Here is a 17,274-nt window from a genome sequence, read left to right as displayed (position 1 = left end):
AGCCCGCCCGTCCCACCGCGCACCGTCCGGCGGCTCGGAATCGAGCCAGGGTCGGCGGAGGACTTCCTCCAGCGCGCCGTGCGGTTGGAGCGCGAGGGCCAGGTGGACCGGGCCATCGACGTGCTCACACGGGCCATTGCCCAAGCGCCCGAAGCCGCGGTGCTCTACAGCAAGCTGGCCCTCATCCTGGTTCACCAGCGCAAGGACTACCGGCGGGCTGTCGAGTTGCTGGAGCGCGCGGTGGCACTGGAGCCGGCCCATCCCGTCTTCCAGCAGAACCTGCTCAAGGTGACAGGCCTCGCGGCGGCCTCCCCCGGCCCTCGCAAGGAAGAGAAGCGCGGCCTCTTCGCGCGCCTCACGGGCCGCCGGAGCTGACCGGCGCCGTGCCGGGGCTCATGTCCAGCCGCCCTCCAGCAGTTGCTCCGCCTCTTCGAGGGAGAAGGCCAGGTAGGCCTCGTGCCCCACGTTCCGGCTGCTGCGCTGGAACCGCACCGCCGCCATCGCGGAGCGCCCCACCACGCGCACCACCCGGCGAAAGCCGCGGACCCGGGCCGCTTCGACGACGCGCTCAATCTGCCCCGAGCCCGACTCCGGGAGCTCCGTCACGCCCGTCAGGTCAGACAGGATGTCGAAGCCTGGCCGGAGCCGCTCGAGCTCGCGCAGCGACGCATCGCCAATCTGGAGTGCTTCCTCCTCCGTGACGACACCCCAGAGGCGGATGACCAACCGGTTCTTGCCAACGAGTGCCTCGACCGAAAACACAGGGCCACGACCTCCTGGCATTACCTGCTATCCCTCCGGAGGCAGTCTACCCTCTGAATGGCAGGCATTTCCAGGTTTTCGCGTCCCGACACTCCGCGTACGGCCTCAGATTTCGGCCACGCCTTCCCGCTCGGCCCAGCCCTCCAGGCCGTTGGGCAGACGGATACGGACGAAGCGGCCCGTCTCTTCGAGCAGGCGCACCTTGAGGCCAGCGTGCACCTCGAAGATGGAACGGGCGCCCGGCTGAGGCAGCTCGCGAGCCACCAGCGTGGGTGCCAGCACCACGGCCTCGTGCACCGAGGCCCCCACGTAGGCGTGCGTGGCCACGAGCAGCCCTGACGGCACCGCCACCGCGAAGAGCAGGACCGCCAGCACACCCACCGCCGTCCGCCGGCCCCGCCCCAGCAAGCGCCAGAGCAGCACGAGGACGAAGGCCGCCACCCAGGTGCCCAGGAAGGTCCAGGCCACCACCGGGCCGTCCGTGGCCGCCGCGACGCGAGGCAGGAAGGCGTCTTCCGCGGTGGCGCCCACCACCTTGTCCACCTGCCGCGCCCGGGCCACGGAGAGGTTGGCTTCCAGGTCCGGCGCCTGGCCCCCTTCCTTCCGCGCCTGTTCGAGCGCCAGCACCGCGCGGCCCACATCCCCCTGGGCCAGGTGCGTAGTGCCCAGGTTGTAGAGCACGTCGGGGCCGCCCTGGCCGTTCGCCAGCAGCTTCTCGTAGCCCTCCTTGGCCGCCGCGTAGTCCTCTTGCGCGTAGGCTTCGTTGGCCTTGAGGAAGATGTCCTGCGCCTCTTCCGGCGTGTAGTAGCCGCTCACGCCCAGCCCTCCATGGCCGCCGCGGCGGCATCCATCACCTTCTGTCGCTCGGCCGGGTCGCCCCCGCCGCCATAGCGCCCGAAGTCACACGCCTCCAACACGAAGAGCACCTTGGCGCGCCGCTCCGCATCCGCGCCCCCCGCCGTCAGCTTCTCGGCGAGCACCTCGCGGGTGAGGCCCACCACCGGCATGCCCAGCCGTGCCTCCAGGAAGCCGTGCAGTGCCTTCTCCACCTCGCCGTAGAAGGCCCCCACGTCCCCGCTGGACTGGAGCTTCTCCGCATCCGCCAGACGCTTGCGCGCGGCCTTCGCCTGCTGACGCCCACGCCCCGCCTCGGAGCGCAGCGCCAGCCGCCCGCGCACGCCGCCAATCAGCGCAACGCCCAACAGCAGCCCCAGCGGGGCCAGCACCGTCGGGACAAAGAAGCCCCGCTTCCACACAGGCACGCCCGGCGCCTCGAAGCGGGCCTGGTAGCGCACTGGCCGCAGACCTCCCGCCGTCAGCACGTTCTTCTGCTCGTTGGCCTGGTCCGACGAAGACTGAGGCGACGCCGAGGCGATGGACGATGCACCGCCCGCGCCCGCCTCCACCGTAATCGTCACCGGGTCGGTGCGCGCCACCTCGTACTTGCGGGCGCGCGGGTCGAAGTAGGTGAACTCCAGCGCGGGCAACGTGAAGCTGCCCGTGCGCTGCGGCATCACCAGGTACTCCATCACCCGCCGGCCCTGCACACGGTGGCGCTGCGGCGACACCTTGTCCGTCGTGGTGGGGTCATAAATCTTGAGCGCGGCGGGGCCCTTCAGCGCGGGGGGCGTGACGTTCTTCACGTTGCCCACCCCTTCCAGGCTGACCTTCACCGTGACGGGCTGGCCCAGCTCCACGCGCGTCTGGGACACGTCCATGGACAGCCGCCAGTTGCCCACGTGCGCGTTGGGCATGTCCTCCGGCCCACCGGGCGGCAGCGGCTTCACCTTCACCTTGAGCGCGTTGGACACCCGGTGCACGCGGTGGCCGGCGAAGAGGAAGCCGGTCGTGATGTCCGCCTCCGCGGGGGTGATGGACAGCGTGCCGGACTTCACCGGGAAGATGGCGCGGCGGCGCAGCAGGTAGGCGCGGTACGGGATGCCGTCCACCACGCGCTGCTCGCCCGACAACTGCGTGGGGCTCTCCACCTCTTCCGTCCAGAAGCCCTCCAGCTTGGGCATGGTGACGGCGTCCACGCTGGACAGGTCCACGCGCGAATAGATGTAGAGCGACAACGTCACCTGCTCGCCCACGTACACGTTGTCCCGGTCCAGGCTGGCGCGCAGGAAGAGGTCGGAGTCCCCCCGGGGAATCGTGGGCCGGTCCGGCTCCATCATGTCGCCGAAGGCCTCTTCCATCTGCTGCATCTGCGACTGGATGCTGGAGAAGGGGTCCGGCTGCCGGCCACCGCCACGGGACGGCGCACCGCCCACCCGGCCGGCCTTCACCGTCAACTCCACGGGCTGCGTGCGGTACGTCTTGCCGCGCACCGTGATTTGCGACGGTGGAATCTTGAGCCGCCCCGCGCGCGTCGCCTGCATCACCAACACGTGCCGCGTGACGTCCTGGATGACGGCGGGGCCACCGCCCGACAGGGAGATGGAGCGTTGGCTGCTGCGCGAGCTGGAGAGGATGGAGAAGTCCTCCGACTCCGGCAGCTTCACCTGCGCGTTGGCGGGCGCGTCCACCACCACCACCGTGAGGCGGAAGGTGTCCTCGGTGCCCACCTCCTCACGGTCCGCCGTCTGGTAGAAATCGAGGTCGTCCGAGGCCGCCCACGCTGGCGCGGTGGCCAGCAGGGCGAACACGGCGAACACCACGCCGAGGGCGCTACCAGTCCTTCTCATTCGGCTTCCTCTGCTTCTTCTTTTGCTGGAACCGCCAGAGCTGGAGGTTCTTCTCATTCTGCTTCATCGCATCCAGCAGGCGCTCCGCCTCCTGCCGATCCAGGTCCGACTGGCTGGAGCCACCATCCGCCTCGGATTCCTCCGAGTCTTCTTCTCCCGCGCTGCCGCCGTCGCTGCCACCGTCCTGGGGCTCGCCCTCTCCGTCGTCCTGTCCACCATCCGCGCCGCCATCCGCGCCCCCGTCGCCCTTGTCCGGTGGGCCCTGCTCGCCGCCGTCCGCGCCTCCGTCGGAGCCGCCGTCGCTGCCACCATCACCGTCGCCACCGTCGGCACCGCCGTCCATGCCGCCATCGCTGGCGCCGCCATCCGTGCCGCCGTCGGCACCGCCGTCCGAGCCACCATCGGTGCCACCGTCCTGGGGCGTGCCGCCGTCGCCCTTCGTGCCGCCGTCCTCGCCGGCATCCGGGCGCCCACCATCACTGCCGCCGTCGTTGCCACCGTCCGTGCCGCCATCCTGGCCCTTGTCCTGCGGCGGCGGCAGGTTGCGCAACACCACCTCGTAGTTGTGGCGGGCCTGCACGTCCTGCGGGTCCAGCGTGAGCGCGCGCCGGTAGGCCTTCAGCGCTTCCTGCCGGTCTCCGGTGGTCGCATGCAGGTTGCCCAGGTTGTACCAGGCCTTCTGCCGGAGGTCGGCGCGGTTGGACTCCGTCACCGACTGGAACAGCGCCTTCGCATCCGCGATGCGCCCCAGCTTGGCCATCGCGTCCGCGCGATTGAAGTCCACCGTGACGTCGTTGGGGCGCTCCTTCTTCGCGGCCTCGAACGCCTCCAGCGATTCCTCGAAACGACCCGCCGTGTACGCCTCGCGGCCCTGCTCCACCAGCGGGTGGTCCCGCTCCAGCGGCCCCGCGGCCCACACGGGCGACGGCAGCGCCAGCGACGTCACCAGGCCCCATGTCAGCCACCGCGCCGCGCGCGTCCTCGCGGCGCTCATGGTGACGGCCTCCGGCGCGACGACGGCAGCAACAACATTCCCAGCGCCAGCAAGGCCAGCCCCGGGATGGCGAACGACTGGAAGCGCTCGTCGTAGCGGACCGTCACCCGGCTCTCCAGCTCACTCTTCTGCATCTGGTCGATGCGCTCCACCACCTGCGACATGGCCACGCCACGGGGCTGGAAATAGAAGGTGCCTCCGGTGGCCTCGGCGATGGCCGTCAGCCCCGCCCGGTCCAACCGCGTAATCACCGTCTCCCCCGCGGCGTCCTTCTTGTAGTCCACGAACGCGCCGCGCCGGTCGAAGACGGGGATGGGCTCACCGGACTCCGAGCCCACGCCCACCGCCAGCACCTGCACGCCCGAATCCTTCAGCGCCTCGGTAGCCTCCGCCACGTCGCCGACCAGGTCCTCGCCGTCCGTCAGCAGGACGACCACGCGCTCCTTCGAGCCGCGGTCCGCGTTCTCCAGCACCTGCCGCGACAGCCGCAGCGCCGCGCCCACGTTGGTGCCGCCCTGGGGCATCACCTCCGGGTCCACCGCGCGCAAGAACAGCTTCACCGCCGAGTAGTCCGACGTGAGCGGGGACTGGATGAACGCATCGCCCGCGAACACCACCAGGCCCACGCGGTCGCCCTTCAGCTCGTCCAGCAGCGTGGTCAGCTCCAGCTTCGCGCGCTCCAGGCGGCTGGGCTGGATGTCCCGCGCCAGCATGGACTTGGAGGCATCCAGCGCCACCACCACGTCGATGCCGCGCCGCTTCGTCAGTTCGCTCTTGGTGCCACACTGCGGCTGCGCCAGTGCGAAGCCGAAGAGCGCCAACCCCAGGCCGTACAACCCGCCCTGCGTGGCCGGACGCCACACCGACACGCCCGGCGTGAAGCGCTCTGCGTGACGTTCATGCAAGAGCGCCCGCACGCGCGAGCGGCGCCGCAGCGCCCCCACCAGCGCGAGCAGGCCCAGCATCATGCCCGCGAGCACGAACAGCAGGAAGAGGGGCTGCGCGAGCCCCGCCTGGTAACCGAGCACGGTGAAGCGCCAGGGTTCCACGGGCGTCACGGGAAGACCCTCAGGAAGGAGGCGCGCAGGAGCAGCTCCAGCGCGGCGAGGCCGAAGGCGGCCAGGAGGAAGGGATGGAACTCCTCGCGGTAGGTGGCGCTGGCGCCGCCCTCCATCAGCTTCGAGCGCTCCAACGAATCGAGCACCTTCTGGAGTCCCTCTCGCAGTTGCTCGGGGTCCGTGGCGCGGTAGTACTCGCCGCCGGTGCGGTCCGCGATGTCCTGCATCAGCTCCGGGTTGATGGGAATCTCCGTGTCGCGCCACACGGTGTTGCCGAACAGGTCCGTGCCCTGCGGGAAGGGCACCTTGCCGCCCTTGCCCACCAGAATCGTGTAGATGGGCACCTTCAGCGCCTGGGCCATGTTCGCCGAGTCCATGGGCGAAATCTTCCCGGAGTTGTTGTCGCCGTCGGTGATGAGCACCACCACCCGGCTCTTCGCCTCCGAGTCCCGCAGGCGGTTGAGGGACGTGGCCAGCGCGTCGCCAATGGCCGTGCCGTCCTCCAGCACGCGCGTGCGGAGCTGCTTCACCACTTCCTTCAGCACGCCGTAGTCCAGCGTCAGCGGCGCCTGCGTGTACGCCGCGCCCGCGAACACCACCAGGCCGATGCGGTCATTCACCCGGTTGGCGATGAACTCGCTCAGCACTTCCTTGGCGACGTGCATGCGGTTCTGCGGGCGGAAGTCACCGGCCTCCATCGACGTGGACAGGTCCAACGCCACCACGATGTCGATGCCCTCCACCGACAAGTCCCGCACGCGCGAGTCACGCACCTGCGGCCGGGCAATGGCCAGCACCGCCGCCGTCACCGCCGCCACGCGAAGCAGCGGCAGCAGCGGCAGCAGGTACGCGCGGAAGCCGCGGCCACCCCGGGCGAAGACATGCGCCGCGGAGAAGCGCAGCGTGGCGCGGGCGCGCCGCTCCCGCCAGGCCTGCCAGAGCAGCAGCGGCACGAGCAGCAGCCCCCAGAGCGCCTCGGGGTTATTGAACGCGGGGAGCGGCGGCATTGTCGGGAGCCTGGGGCGGCGGTGGCGGAACGTACGTCGTGTCGATGAGCGAGTAGCCGAAGGCCAGCGCGTCGCGGCAGGCGTCAGCGGAGGCATCCGCGCGTGCGTACTTCACCATGTCCGACTCGGACACGAAGCGCATCAGCTTGTCCTCCGGCAGCCCCGGCGTGGACAGGCGCCGCAGCGACGCCATCAGCTCGGAGCTGGTGCACTCCAACGCCTCGAAGCCGTAGCGCTCGCCCAGGTAGCCTCGGATGATTTCGGACAGCCGGAAGTAGAAGTCCTTCACCCGGCCGCGCGAGGGCAGGTCCTCCGCCTTCAGCGCGTCCAGCGCCTTGCGGGCGCGCACGTCCAGGGGCAGCGTCGGCACCACCTCCACGTGCTTGGGCCGGTTCCTCCACCAGCGGAAGAGCACCCACGCCAGCAGCGCCGCGGCCAGCACGCCCAGCACCGTGAGCACCAGGCGCCACGAACGGATGGGCACCTCCTCCGGCGGCTTGTAGTCGAAGAGGTCCGCGCCCTGCCCCTCCGCGTCCGGCGACAGCGTGGACGTCACGTCCACCGTGCGGCCCGGCACCGTGAACGCCTTGGGCCCCTCCGGCGTGGCCACGTCGAAGGGCAGCGCCGGCACCGCCACCGAGCCCAGGGCGAAGGCGGACATCCGCACCCGGAACGTGGTGGTCGCCGAGTCCGGCCCGTCCTGGCGCTGGCGCGTCTGGTCCAGGAACTCGAAGTCCCCCGTCTCCTGGGGCACCTTCAGTTCGTAGCGGTGGTCCTTCGGATGGGTGATGACCACCTCGTAGACGAAGGGGTCACCGATGCGGACCTGCTGCGGCTCCAGCCGCACGGACAGGTTCCGCGGTTCGACCTGCTCCGTCGTCGCGGGCGCCGGTGCAGGGGCCGGAGCCTGGGCCCACGCCGGAGCCGCCACCACCAGCGCCGCCACCACGAGCCACACCGCCAGCAGGGGGATAAGCCGGTTCATGCCGCCATCCTCCGGGCCCGCGCGCGGAAGAAGTTCGCCAGCGCCTTGCCGTGGTCATCACCCGCGCGCAGCTCCACGTGGTCCAGCTCCAGCTTCTTGAACAGCTTGCGCCGCTCGTCACGCGCGGCCTGCATGGCCCGGGCGAAGCGGCCTCGCACGCGCGGGTCGCTGGTGTCGACGACGAAGCGCTCGCCCGTCTCCGGGTCCTCCATGTCCACCAGGCCCAGCCGGGGGAAGGCCTCCTCCATCGGGTCCGCCACCACCACCGGCACCAGGTCGTGCTTGCGCCCCACCAGCCGCAGCGGCTTCTCGTAGTCGCGCGCCTGGAAGTCGGAGATGAGGAACGTCACCGCCTTCCGCTTCGCCACCCGCGTCAGGTAGTTGAGCCCCGCGGCCAGGTCCGTCCCCCGCCCCTGCGGCTGGAACGTGAGGATGTCGCTCACCAGCCGCAGCACGTGCGTGCGGCCCTTGCGCGGCGGCACCACCTTCTCCACCCGGTCCGAGAAGAGGACCAGCCCCACCCGGTCATTGTTGGCGATGGCGCTGAACGCGATCTGCGCCGCCACCTCCGCGGCGACCTCCGACTTGGTGCGCTCGCGCGAGCCGAACTCCTTCGACGCGGAGACGTCCACCACCAGCATCACCGTCAGCTCGCGCTCCTCGGTGAAGACCTTGACGTAGGCCTCATCCATGCGCGCGGTGACGTTCCAGTCGATGATGCGAATCTCGTCACCGGGCTGGTACTGGCGCACCTCGGAGAAGGCCATGCCCCGGCCCTTGAAGACCGAATGGTACTGGCCGGCGAGCATGTCGGAGACCACCTTGCGGGTGCGAATCTCCAGCTTGCGAATGCGGCGGATGAGGTCCTTGGGAAGCACGGGGCGCCTGGCGGGCTCGAGGAAGAAGGGTCAGGGGACTTCGACGCGGTCGAACACGCGCTGGATGATTTTCTCCGGCGTGAGGTCTTCCGCCTCCGCCTCGTACGTCATGGCGACGCGATGGCGGAGCACGTCGAAGGCAATGGCCTTCACGTCTTCGGGGGTGACGAAGCCACGGTGGCGCAGGAAGGCATGCGCGCGCGCCGCCTGGGCCAGCGCGATGGTGGCGCGCGGCGAGGCGCCAAACTGGATGTAGTCCGCCAGGTCCTTGAGGCCGTACTTGCTGGGCTCGCGCGTGGCGAACACCACGTTGAGGATGTACTCCTTCACCTTCTCGTCCATGTAGATGTGGTGGATGAGCTCGCGCGCACGGACCAGGTGCTGCAGGTCGATGACCCGCTGGGCGCGCGGCGACGAGCCGCCGGACATCCGGTCCATGATGACCTTCTCTTCATCGCGCGTCGGGTAGCCCACCTTCACCTTGAGCATGAAGCGGTCCACCTGCGCCTCGGGCAGCGGGTAGGTGCCTTCCTGCTCGATGGGGTTCTGCGTCGCCAGCACCAGGAAGGGCGAGGGCAACGGGAAGGACTGGTCGCCGATGGTGACCTGGCGCTCGGCCATGGCCTCCAGGAGCGCGGACTGCACCTTCGCCGGGGCGCGGTTGATTTCGTCCGCGAGCACGATGTTGGCGAAGATGGGCCCCTTGCGGACGGTGAAGTTCGCCGCCTGCTGGTTGTAGATCATGGTGCCCACCACGTCCGCGGGCAGCAGGTCCGGGGTGAACTGGATGCGCATGAAGGTGGCGCTGAGCGAATCCGCCACGGTGCGCACCGTCAGCGTCTTGGCGAGGCCGGGCACGCCCTCCAGCAGCACGTGCCCGTTGCACAGCAGGCCAATGAGGATGCGCTCCAGCATGTAGCGCTGCCCGACGATGACCTTGCTGGTTTCCTGGTTGAGGACCTCGACGAAGCTGCTTTCCTGCTGCACGCGTTCGGTGAGCGCGCGAATGTCGGTGTTCATGTCGCCTCGTGTCGGACTGGCGGCGGGCAGCCTAGGGTTTACAGGGTATCCGGCTCAACACCGCTGAGGGCCGCGCATTCCAGTATGTTGCCCGCCCGTCCGCCCCTCCTGGAGTGTCCTCCCCATGTACCACTCACAGCCGCCACGCCAACCCCTGTTCCACTCCCGGCGGACGCCGATGTCGAGGAAGGCGGCATGAAGGCTCCCTCGGTGGGGCCGGTGGAAGCCGCGTTGCTGGCCCAGCTGGCCCCGGCGGTGGTCGCGACGGTTCACTGGTTGCCGGGCGGCGGGGCCCTCCGGGTCCTGGAGGCGGGCGCCGGCCCCACGGTGGTGCTGCTCCACGGGCGAGGCGGCGCGGCCTCCCAGTGGTTCACCTACCTGACGGTCCTCGCCCGGAGCCACCGCGTGCTGGCGGTGGACCTGCCGGGCTTTGGCATGTCGTCCACCCCCGAAGGCCCGCTGGCCACTGGCGAGGACGCGGCGGCCTTCTTCACCGCCCCCATCGAGGCGCTGCTGTCCCAGCTCGCCCCGGGCCCGGTGGCCGTGGTGGGTCACTCGCTGGGCGGGCTCGTGGCGCTGGAGCTCGCGCTGCGCGGCCGGGTACCGGTGGAACGGCTGGCCCTGGTGGATGCCATGGGCCTGGGCCCGGAGATGGCGCGAAAAGCCCGCCTCTTCTTCCGCGCCGGTCCCGAACGGCTGGCGCGCTCGCTGGGGCCATGGGCCTGGGCCCAGCTGATGCCGCCACCCCCGACGCCGCTGGGTGAGCGGCTGGGCGCCCTGGAGTACGAACTTCACACCCGCCCGGGCGCCAGCCCCGACGCCGCGCGGGCTTTCAACCGGCTCGTGCCCGTGGCCGGGCCTGTCTTTCATCGCGCGGAAAAGCTCGACGCCATAACGGCGCCGGTGCTGCTCGTCTGGGGAGAGCACGAGGACACCCTGCCCGTCTCCATCGCCGAGCAGGCGGCACGGCGCCTTCCCCAGGCTCGGCTCCTGCGCCTGGACGCGGGCCACAGCCCCCACCAGGAACGTCCGGAGCGCGTGCTCCCCGAACTGAAGGCGTTCCTCGCCGCGCCCCAGGAGCACTAGCGGCCGCACGGCAGGCAGGCGCCTGACGGCGGACAGGTGACACGGCCTGGTCCGGCAGTCGGAGCTCGTCCTGGCGGCGCTTGTCCTGGCCTTCCGGGATGGCGACCGTCCCGCTGTGTCATCCAGGGACACCGCCGCCAGGGAGGCTGCCATGAATCACAAGACGCACGAGCGCCATGACCACGTCCATGCCAAGGGCTGTGGCCACCCCGCCATCCAGCACCAGGACCACGTGGACTATCTGCACGACGGGCACCTGCACCACCCGCACTCGGACCACACGGACGAGTGCACGCTCGCCGAAGACGCGCGCAACCCCGCGCAATGCACGCCGCAGCATGCCTGTGGTGCCCATGAAGCCACGCACCGCCACGGCCCCTCGTGTGGCCACGCGGCCGCGCCGCACGGGGACCACATGGACTATCTCGTGGACGGTCACCTGCATCACCCGCACGACGGCCACTGCGATGACCACGGCAAGGTGCAGGTCTTGAGCTGAAACGAAGACGTGGCGGAAGACCTCTCCCCCCGAGAGGCCCCGCCCGTCTTCACGCTGCACAGAGGCGTGCCGACTCAGGCCTGGGACGGCGCGCCCTGCTGTGCCTGGCGATCCACCAGTTGTTTGCGCACCTCGTTCATGTCGAGCGCGCGCACCTGGCGGATGAGGTCATCCAGCGCGTTGGCCGGCAGCGCTCCCGCCTGTTCGAACAACATGATGCCGTCACGGAAGACCATCAGCGTGGGGATGGAGCGGATGGCGAAAGCCCCCGCGAGTTCCACCTCTGCGTCGGTGTCGAGCTTGCCGAAGACGAGGTCCGGATTCTTCGTGCTCGCCTGTTCGAACACAGGCGAGAAGGTGCGGCACGGTGCGCACCACTCGGCCCACCAGTCGAGGAGGACGATTCCCTCCTTCGAGACGATTTCCTTGAAGTTGGCTTTGGTGATGTCGATGGTTGCCATGCCCTGACACTGGGCCCTCCCCCCCGGAGGCGCCAGTGTCAGGATGTGGCCAGCCAGGCTCCCCCCAGGGCCCGACTCCCAGTCACCTCCAGCACAGCGCGGCAGCCCATGACGGGTGGGCCGCCGGGACAGCGGGCGGGCTCAGCCCCAGACGCTCGCCCGACCCATGAACTGCGCCAGGTCCAGACGGTTGGACTGCGTCTCGCGGCGGGGCGCCTTCGCCGTGAAGGACTCCAAATCCTGGAGGCTGATGTGGACCTCCTTGCTGGACTTGGACTTGCTCGCGCCCTGGTCCACCGAGCGCAACGCCGTGGGATGGTTGATCAAGAACTGCGCCGCCTCACGGAGCTCCTTCGGCGCGCCGCTGCGCGGGTCCGCCACGCGCTTGAGCTCCGACATGCCGATGTTGTTGTCCCCGGCGCCCTTGCCGCTGGCGTTCATGCCCACGCCCTCGGCGAAGTGGAAGTGGTCCTTGAGCGTCTGAGCCGCCTTGTAGACGTCCATGGGCTCGTGGCGGCCAGCGCCGAACGGCGGGCGGGACTGCGGGCCGCACAGGTCCAGCCGCGGCGGCAAGTTGGGACGGTGGGGGTTGGGCAGGCCGCCCGGGCCACCGAGTCCGCCGCCGCAGCCGCCGCCGAAGCCCCCTCCGAACCCGGAGCCGAACAGCGGCGGACGCTGCGGGAAGCCAGGCCGGTGCGGAGCCCCGGAGTCCGACGCATTGCCCGCGCGCGCCTGGAGGTCCGCCTTGCTCAGGTGCACCTCATTGTTGCCGCCATGGGCCTTGCTGGCGCCCTGGTCCAGCGAGCGCAGGGCGATGGGGTGGTCGAGCATCCACTTCGCGGCGGCGCGGACATCGGGCGGGAAGCCGCTGTTCGGGTCCGCCACGCGCTTGAGCTCCGACGTCCCGATGTTGTTGTCCCCCGCACCCTTGCCGCTGGCGTTCATGCCCACGCCCTCGATGGCGTCGAAGTGCTTGAGCACCGTCTGCGCCGCCTTGGACGGGTCCATCGACTGATAAGCCGCCTGGTAGCGGTCCGTGGGGCCGCAGCCACGGGTGTTGCCGGAGAAGCCGTTGCACAGAATGGACTTCGCGATGGACAGGCTCATGGTCGTGACTCCTGATAGCGATTGCTACGATGGTTTGGATTGGGGGCAAGTGGCTGTTTCAGCCAAAAGCCCCGCGCGCTGACTACATGAACATTCTCTGTCGGATACGCGCGGTGTTTCGTGCGGTGTTTTCATTTACTTTTCGCGCGCTTCCGAGGGGAGCGAGTACAAATCAAAGACAAACAAGCCCACCCGCAGAGTGCCTTGCCATTCAAGGCAAGACATCGCGGGTGGGCGGCTCGGTGGTGTCGTTCTCGAAGTGGATCCAGGCCATTGCAGTGGGTGTGCCAGGGCGCTCCAGCACCTCCGGAGCCGAGGCGAGGCGCGCGCTCCAGAGGAGGACGCCCGGAGAGGCGCTCCGACGGGCCTGGTAACCGCGGTTGTCAGGTGGCAACAACAGTTGTCACCCCCTCCCCCGCCTGGGTGGGGTGGTAGCCTGCCCGCCGTGGCGGACCCAGGCGACATGGACACGGAGGTGGACGCGCTGGTCCAGACGGCGCCCGTCCCGGTGGCGCGACGCGGCCCCTTGCGGTTGAAGCTGCTGATGCTCTCCGGGGAACAGGCGGGACACAGCCACGTCCTGCGCCCGGGGGTGGTCCGGCTCGGCACGTCCTCGACGTGCGACATCGTATTGACGGACCGCGTCGTGTCCCGGCAGCACCTCCAGTTGGAGGTGACGGACGAACGGGTGGTGGCCACCGACCTGGGCTCGCGCAACGGCTCCTTCCATGAAGGGGTGCGCTTCACCGAGTTGGAGGTGCGGCCCGGGGCGTCGCTGACGCTGGGCACCGTCGTCCTCAAGGTGGTGCCCGAGGACTCACGGGAGCGGCCGATGCCCCTGTCCTCGCGGCGTAACTTCGGCGCGCTCGTGGGCGCCAGCGTGAGGATGCGCGAGCTGTTCACCGTCCTGGAGCGGGTGGCCGCGGGCGGTGGGGACGTGCTCGTCCAGGGCGAGACGGGGACGGGCAAGGAGCTGTGCGCGGAGGCGATTCACCAGGAAAGCCCGCGGGCCGGTGGGCCCTTCATCATCGTGGACATCGCCGGGATTCCGCCCTCCTTGATGGAGTCCGAGCTCTTCGGGCACGTGAAGGGTGCCTTCACGGGCGCGCAGACGGAGCGCGCCGGGGCCTTCGAGCGTGCCCAGGGAGGCACCGTCTTCCTGGATGAGGTCGGCGAACTGCCCCTGGAGCTGCAACCCCGGCTCCTGCGCGCGCTTGAGCGCCGGCAGCTGAAGCGCGTGGGCGCCAACGACTACCGCACGGTGGACATGCGCGTCGTCGCAGCCACACACGTCGACCTGGAGCAGGCCGTGCAACAGGGCCGGTTCCGCAAGGACCTCTATCACCGGCTCGCGGTGCTCAAGGTCGTCCCGCCCCCACTGCGGGAGCGGGTGGAGGACCTGCCCCTGCTCATCGACGCCATGCTGGAGCGGCTGGGCCGTCCACCCAGCGCCCTGTCGGAACAGACGCGCGCCCTGCTGGCCCAGTATCCCTGGCCCGGCAACGTGCGCGAGCTGCGCAACGTGGTGGAGCAGGCCATCCATCTGGGCGAGGACACTCTGCCGCCCATGGACGCCCCCTCCGGTTCGGTCCGGTCGCCCCAAGGCACGCTCGACGCGGAGCTGCCCTTCAAGGAGGCCAAGGAGCGGCTCATCGAGGTCTTCGAGCGGGACTACCTCCAGGGCCTCATCGCACGCTGCGACCGGAACATCTCCCGCGCGGCCCGCGAGGCAGGTATCGCCCGGGTGTACCTGCGCAAGCTGCTCACGAAGCACGGGATGATGCTCGTGGACGACGACGATTCACGGGATTGAGGGAGACGACGCATGCGACCGCCCGTCCGCGCATGACCGCTCACGAAAGCGTGCGCGTCAGTCCTTCAGGTCGTTCATGAAGTGGAGGGGCTCACCAGGATTCACAGGCTGTCCATCCAGCCCGGTGAGTTCCTTCGAGGAGATGAGCCACACGTCCAGGTCGCCATCCCGGTCGAGATTGGCGACACAGGCGGCCGTGATGGCACAGTCAGGGCACTCCCCCGAAAGGCCGACCTGCTTGGCCACGAGCACCGGCAGTTCGCCGAACTGGATGGCCTTCAAGGCCGGGTTCGTCGCCACGTCCACGCCCACGGCGACGGCGTCCTCCACCGCGGCGGCCCCAGCCGTGTCACGCGCATCCGCCGGCTCGACACCCGCCAGGAAGGCGAAGTGATTGCCCCGCGGAATTTCATGGTTCAACTTCGCGAAGACAGGCTCATAGGCGTCGTGCTCGGCGTAGTGAACCATCTGGGCGATGTACCACTGACGAAGAATCCCCCAGTGAATGTCCGCCCCCCAATGAACGGACAGCGCGACACCCTATCCCCCCCCCATCTCGCCAATGAGCCATCCCTCGCAACCGCCTCATCAATAGCAGGGAGTGTCCCTTGCTCCCCATCCGATGCGAACAGCGCAGGCGCGGTCCCCTCACCGCGCGGGATGCCTTCGCTGACCTGCGGATGCTCGCCTGGGAGGATGGCTCCGCCTGGACTGCGCGGAGCCCCTGTTCACGCCCGAATTCGGCCCTCCCACGGCCGAGCCTGTCTCCGCTCAGCGCGTCTGCGGCTCGCGGCTGGACTCACGCGTCGAGTGGATGCTCTGGAAGCCCGCGATGCACAGCTCGGCGCGCAGCGGCGCGGAGTTGTAGTACGGGCCACCGTCATACGGGGTGTCGATGCCGTTGCGGCGGTCCGGGTGCGAGTAGCCGGCGATGTGCATCATCTCGTGGATGAGCGTCTGGGCAATCTCCGTGTCCCCCTGAGGGAAGAGCACGCCGAAGTTGATCCAGACATCGTCTCCCCCCAATTCCGCCCGCGCGTTGATGCCGGCCTCGTTCGTGCCCGTGTGGCGGATGGCCTTGCGGTAGGCACTGCGCAGCGCGGACTTCTCCAGGGTGGTCAGGTGGGTGCAGGTCTGGATGGAGTCCTGCGCTGCCTCGTGGCGCCGCAGCGTCCGGGCCCAGTTGTCGCCCGTGACGGTGGCGGTGTCGGAACTGAAGCGGTCCTGCATCGCCAGCACGTCCGCGAGCACGTCCCGCGAATCGGCGTAGCCCGGACGGATGAGGTGCATGCCATACACCCTCGTGCCGCTGTAGATGGCGGAGTGGAAGGTGGGCAGGCCCCCGGCGAAGCCGTTCGAGGAGGCGTAGTCGCTGGCGGCGCGCATCATGGCCCCGGCGTCCGTCACGTCCGGGTAGCCAATGGCCCAGCCCGGGACGTCGCGGAACTCGACGACGCTGGGGTGGAGGAAGTGGACGCCGTACTCCACGACGGAGCCGTTGAGGCCCTGCTCGAACGAGGGCAGCGCGATGCCCAACCCGTGCGCGTTGCCGTAGTCCTGCGCGCGGCGGAACAACTCCGGGATGTTGCTCAGCGCAGTGTTGCCCAGCGAGGAGCGGGGCACTGCGAGGTAGTGCGCCACGGTGCCCGGCTTGAGCAGGATGGTGCCACGCACCACGCCCGCGCCGTAGTTGGCTTCATGAAAGTTGCCGTAGCCCGCCGCGTAGCCGTGAATGCCCGCGTAGCGGTTGGCGGTGCGAAAGCGGAAGTCACTGGCCGTCTCCACCGCGGACGCGGTGGTGCCCACGGCCTCCTCGGGCAGCGCCATGTCCGCCATGGCGTCGGCGTCCATCATCTCGCCGCCGCACCCCAGCAACGCCATCGACGTGGAAATGCATACACCCAGGGAGAGACGCTTCATCATTGAGCGCACGGTTGAAACCTTTCTGTGGATTGGCGGGCGAGGTGGAACGGGATTCAGGCCCGTCCATCCGTCGGTCGCTCTCAAAGTCAGATACGAAAAGCGCGGGATTTCCGGGTCGTCCGCCCATGGCGATTTCGCCGGGCGAAGCGACGGCTCCCGGCGGACCGGGCCCGTCAACCGTCGACGTCGTTCACGACATTCGTCGGGGTGCCAGGAGGAACGGCCTCGCCGTACTCATCCTTGAGCGGCTTCGTGGAGATGAGCCAGACGTCCACTGTGTCATCGATGTCGATGTTCCCCGCGCAGCCCATGGTGACGTAGCAGTCCGGGCACGTGCCAAAGACGCCCACCTGCCGGGACACCCAAGCAGGAAGGTCCGCCAGGGTAATGGCTCGGCGGCTCGCGTCCCGAGAGCGGTCCACGCCAATACCACCGGCGTCCGCCGGAACCGCATCCCCTTCCGCGTCGCGCGTCACCAGCGGCCCCGTGCCCGTGAAGTACGCGTAGCGGTTGCCTCGCTCCGGGATGAAGCCCGCATTCACGATGCGCGGCTCGAAGGTGCCGTGCTCGGCGTTGTGGTTGCGTTGGGCGGCGTAGAGGCCACGGAGGTTCGCCTTGCACTCCTGCTGCTTGGAGCGCACCGGAAGCTTGTTGTAGTTGGGGATGGCGATGGCGGCCAGGATGCCCACACAGGGGCAGAGCAAGAACACCCCCAGGGCCAGCGCCACGCCGCGCGGGCTCGCCCAATAGGAGCGCTTCGGGACGGCTGACAGGTTCCCGCAGGCACAGCGAATGATGGCGCCCGGGCCCCGCCCCGTCACGTCGAGCTCGCTGCCGCACTTCGGGCACTCCAGGTTCGCCGCCATGGACAGGGCCCCTTGGCACATGTGCGAGCCGCGCACGAGGGCCGGCAACCTACCATGCCCCTGGGGCCGCTCTCCGGCCAGGGGCGGCAGGCATGCCGATGGACGCGCTCCCCGGCCGGACAGCTAGA

18 protein-coding genes are annotated in these 17,274 nt (G+C 69.5%); 4 read left to right on the top strand and 14 right to left on the bottom strand.

From position 1 onward, the window contains the following. A partial coding sequence (locus tag FMQ63_RS20090) for a tetratricopeptide repeat protein (RefSeq protein WP_141276684.1) occupies positions 1-375 on the top strand: 375 nt, incomplete at its 5' end. Positions 376-393: 18 nt separating this feature from the next. Here FMQ63_RS20090 and FMQ63_RS20085 read toward each other — a convergent pair. The 9 genes from FMQ63_RS20085 to FMQ63_RS20045 form a co-directional block, all read right to left on the bottom strand. After that, positions 394-762, bottom strand: a complete 369-nt coding sequence (locus FMQ63_RS20085; protein WP_225909466.1) for a hypothetical protein — start codon at positions 760-762, stop codon at positions 394-396. Between the two features lie 105 nt (positions 763-867). After that, on the bottom strand, positions 868-1,578 hold the full coding sequence (locus FMQ63_RS20080) for an SH3 domain-containing protein (RefSeq protein ID WP_011555612.1): 711 nt from the start codon (positions 1,576-1,578) through the stop codon (positions 868-870). Further along, a complete protein-coding gene (locus tag FMQ63_RS20075; RefSeq protein ID WP_011555613.1) occupies positions 1,575-3,449 on the bottom strand; it encodes a BatD family protein in 1,875 nt (624 codons plus the stop codon). Before FMQ63_RS20075 ends, FMQ63_RS20080 begins: the two co-directional genes overlap by 4 nt. Continuing rightward, positions 3,433-4,443: a tetratricopeptide repeat protein gene (locus FMQ63_RS20070; protein WP_011555614.1), complete on the bottom strand. Its 1,011-nt coding sequence runs from the start codon at positions 4,441-4,443 to the stop codon at positions 3,433-3,435. The genes FMQ63_RS20075 and FMQ63_RS20070 overlap by 17 nt, the downstream gene beginning before the upstream one ends. Continuing rightward, a complete protein-coding gene (locus FMQ63_RS20065) occupies positions 4,440-5,501 on the bottom strand; it encodes a VWA domain-containing protein (protein ID WP_020478380.1) in 1,062 nt (353 codons plus the stop codon). Before FMQ63_RS20065 ends, FMQ63_RS20070 begins: the two co-directional genes overlap by 4 nt. Next, positions 5,498-6,508, bottom strand: coding sequence for a VWA domain-containing protein (locus FMQ63_RS20060; RefSeq protein WP_011555616.1), 1,011 nt, complete (start codon positions 6,506-6,508; stop codon positions 5,498-5,500). The genes FMQ63_RS20065 and FMQ63_RS20060 overlap by 4 nt, the downstream gene beginning before the upstream one ends. After that, on the bottom strand, positions 6,483-7,493 hold the full coding sequence (locus FMQ63_RS20055) for a hypothetical protein (RefSeq protein ID WP_011555617.1): 1,011 nt from the start codon (positions 7,491-7,493) through the stop codon (positions 6,483-6,485). Before FMQ63_RS20055 ends, FMQ63_RS20060 begins: the two co-directional genes overlap by 26 nt. Then, positions 7,490-8,371: a DUF58 domain-containing protein gene (locus FMQ63_RS20050; RefSeq protein ID WP_011555618.1), complete on the bottom strand. Its 882-nt coding sequence runs from the start codon at positions 8,369-8,371 to the stop codon at positions 7,490-7,492. The genes FMQ63_RS20055 and FMQ63_RS20050 overlap by 4 nt, the downstream gene beginning before the upstream one ends. Positions 8,372-8,401: 30 nt before the next feature. Further along, entirely contained in the window at positions 8,402-9,391 is a 990-nt protein-coding gene (locus FMQ63_RS20045) for a MoxR family ATPase (RefSeq protein ID WP_011555619.1), read from the bottom strand. 195 nt (positions 9,392-9,586) lie between these two features. Here FMQ63_RS20045 and FMQ63_RS20040 point away from each other — a divergent pair, with 195 nt between their 5' ends. Continuing rightward, complete coding sequence (locus FMQ63_RS20040; RefSeq protein WP_011555620.1) at positions 9,587-10,477, top strand: alpha/beta fold hydrolase; 891 nt, start codon at positions 9,587-9,589, stop codon at positions 10,475-10,477. A gap of 151 nt (positions 10,478-10,628) precedes the next feature. Beyond that, a complete protein-coding gene (locus FMQ63_RS20035) occupies positions 10,629-10,976 on the top strand; it encodes a hypothetical protein (protein WP_026113776.1) in 348 nt (115 codons plus the stop codon). A gap of 74 nt (positions 10,977-11,050) precedes the next feature. Here FMQ63_RS20035 and trxA read toward each other — a convergent pair whose 3' ends face one another. Both trxA and FMQ63_RS20025 read right to left on the bottom strand, forming a co-directional pair. Further along, positions 11,051-11,437: a thioredoxin gene (trxA, locus tag FMQ63_RS20030; RefSeq protein ID WP_011555623.1), complete on the bottom strand. Its 387-nt coding sequence runs from the start codon at positions 11,435-11,437 to the stop codon at positions 11,051-11,053. A 141-nt stretch (positions 11,438-11,578) separates the two neighbouring features. Then, positions 11,579-12,544 (bottom strand): hypothetical protein, encoded by a 966-nt coding sequence (locus tag FMQ63_RS20025; RefSeq protein ID WP_011555624.1) that lies wholly within the window; start codon positions 12,542-12,544, stop codon positions 11,579-11,581. Positions 12,545-13,007: 463 nt separating this feature from the next. Here FMQ63_RS20025 and FMQ63_RS20020 point away from each other — a divergent pair, with 463 nt between their 5' ends. Further along, on the top strand, positions 13,008-14,357 hold the full coding sequence (locus FMQ63_RS20020) for a sigma 54-interacting transcriptional regulator (protein WP_020478381.1): 1,350 nt from the start codon (positions 13,008-13,010) through the stop codon (positions 14,355-14,357). Between the two features lie 57 nt (positions 14,358-14,414). Here FMQ63_RS20020 and FMQ63_RS20015 read toward each other — a convergent pair whose 3' ends face one another. From FMQ63_RS20015 to FMQ63_RS20005, 3 genes are all read right to left on the bottom strand, one after another. Beyond that, entirely contained in the window at positions 14,415-14,825 is a 411-nt protein-coding gene (locus FMQ63_RS20015; RefSeq protein ID WP_011555626.1) for a hypothetical protein, read from the bottom strand. A 303-nt stretch (positions 14,826-15,128) separates the two neighbouring features. Further along, on the bottom strand, positions 15,129-16,280 hold the full coding sequence (locus FMQ63_RS20010; protein ID WP_225909467.1) for a hypothetical protein: 1,152 nt from the start codon (positions 16,278-16,280) through the stop codon (positions 15,129-15,131). 173 nt (positions 16,281-16,453) lie between these two features. Next, a complete protein-coding gene (locus FMQ63_RS20005; RefSeq protein ID WP_225909468.1) occupies positions 16,454-17,146 on the bottom strand; it encodes a type IV pilin protein in 693 nt (230 codons plus the stop codon). Positions 17,147-17,274 lie beyond the last annotated feature (128 nt).

It is taken from the genome of Myxococcus sp. CA005 (assembly GCF_006518205.1).
Taxonomy (GTDB): domain Bacteria; phylum Myxococcota; class Myxococcia; order Myxococcales; family Myxococcaceae; genus Myxococcus; species Myxococcus xanthus.
This window is presented reverse-complemented; position numbering and strand designations above follow the sequence as displayed.

Excerpts from the sequence above, each read along its gene's own strand:
- FMQ63_RS20005 (WP_225909468.1), bottom strand. The coding sequence starts at position 17,146 with ATGGCGGCGAACCTGGAGTGCCCGAAGTGCGGCAGCGAGCTCGACGTG.
- FMQ63_RS20010 (WP_225909467.1), bottom strand. The coding sequence starts at position 16,280 with ATGATGAAGCGTCTCTCCCTGGGTGTATGCATTTCCACGTCGATGGCG.
- FMQ63_RS20035 (WP_026113776.1), top strand. The coding sequence starts at position 10,629 with ATGAATCACAAGACGCACGAGCGCCATGACCACGTCCATGCCAAGGGC.
- FMQ63_RS20015 (WP_011555626.1), bottom strand. The coding sequence starts at position 14,825 with ATGGTTCACTACGCCGAGCACGACGCCTATGAGCCTGTCTTCGCGAAG.
- FMQ63_RS20075 (WP_011555613.1), bottom strand. The coding sequence starts at position 3,449 with ATGAGAAGGACTGGTAGCGCCCTCGGCGTGGTGTTCGCCGTGTTCGCC.
- FMQ63_RS20055 (WP_011555617.1), bottom strand. The coding sequence starts at position 7,493 with ATGAACCGGCTTATCCCCCTGCTGGCGGTGTGGCTCGTGGTGGCGGCG.
- FMQ63_RS20040 (WP_011555620.1), top strand. The coding sequence starts at position 9,587 with ATGAAGGCTCCCTCGGTGGGGCCGGTGGAAGCCGCGTTGCTGGCCCAG.
- trxA (WP_011555623.1), bottom strand. The coding sequence starts at position 11,437 with ATGGCAACCATCGACATCACCAAAGCCAACTTCAAGGAAATCGTCTCG.
- FMQ63_RS20020 (WP_020478381.1), top strand. The coding sequence starts at position 13,008 with ATGGACACGGAGGTGGACGCGCTGGTCCAGACGGCGCCCGTCCCGGTG.
- FMQ63_RS20025 (WP_011555624.1), bottom strand. The coding sequence starts at position 12,544 with ATGAGCCTGTCCATCGCGAAGTCCATTCTGTGCAACGGCTTCTCCGGC.
- FMQ63_RS20045 (WP_011555619.1), bottom strand. The coding sequence starts at position 9,391 with ATGAACACCGACATTCGCGCGCTCACCGAACGCGTGCAGCAGGAAAGC.
- FMQ63_RS20070 (WP_011555614.1), bottom strand. The coding sequence starts at position 4,443 with ATGAGCGCCGCGAGGACGCGCGCGGCGCGGTGGCTGACATGGGGCCTG.
- FMQ63_RS20060 (WP_011555616.1), bottom strand. The coding sequence starts at position 6,508 with ATGCCGCCGCTCCCCGCGTTCAATAACCCCGAGGCGCTCTGGGGGCTG.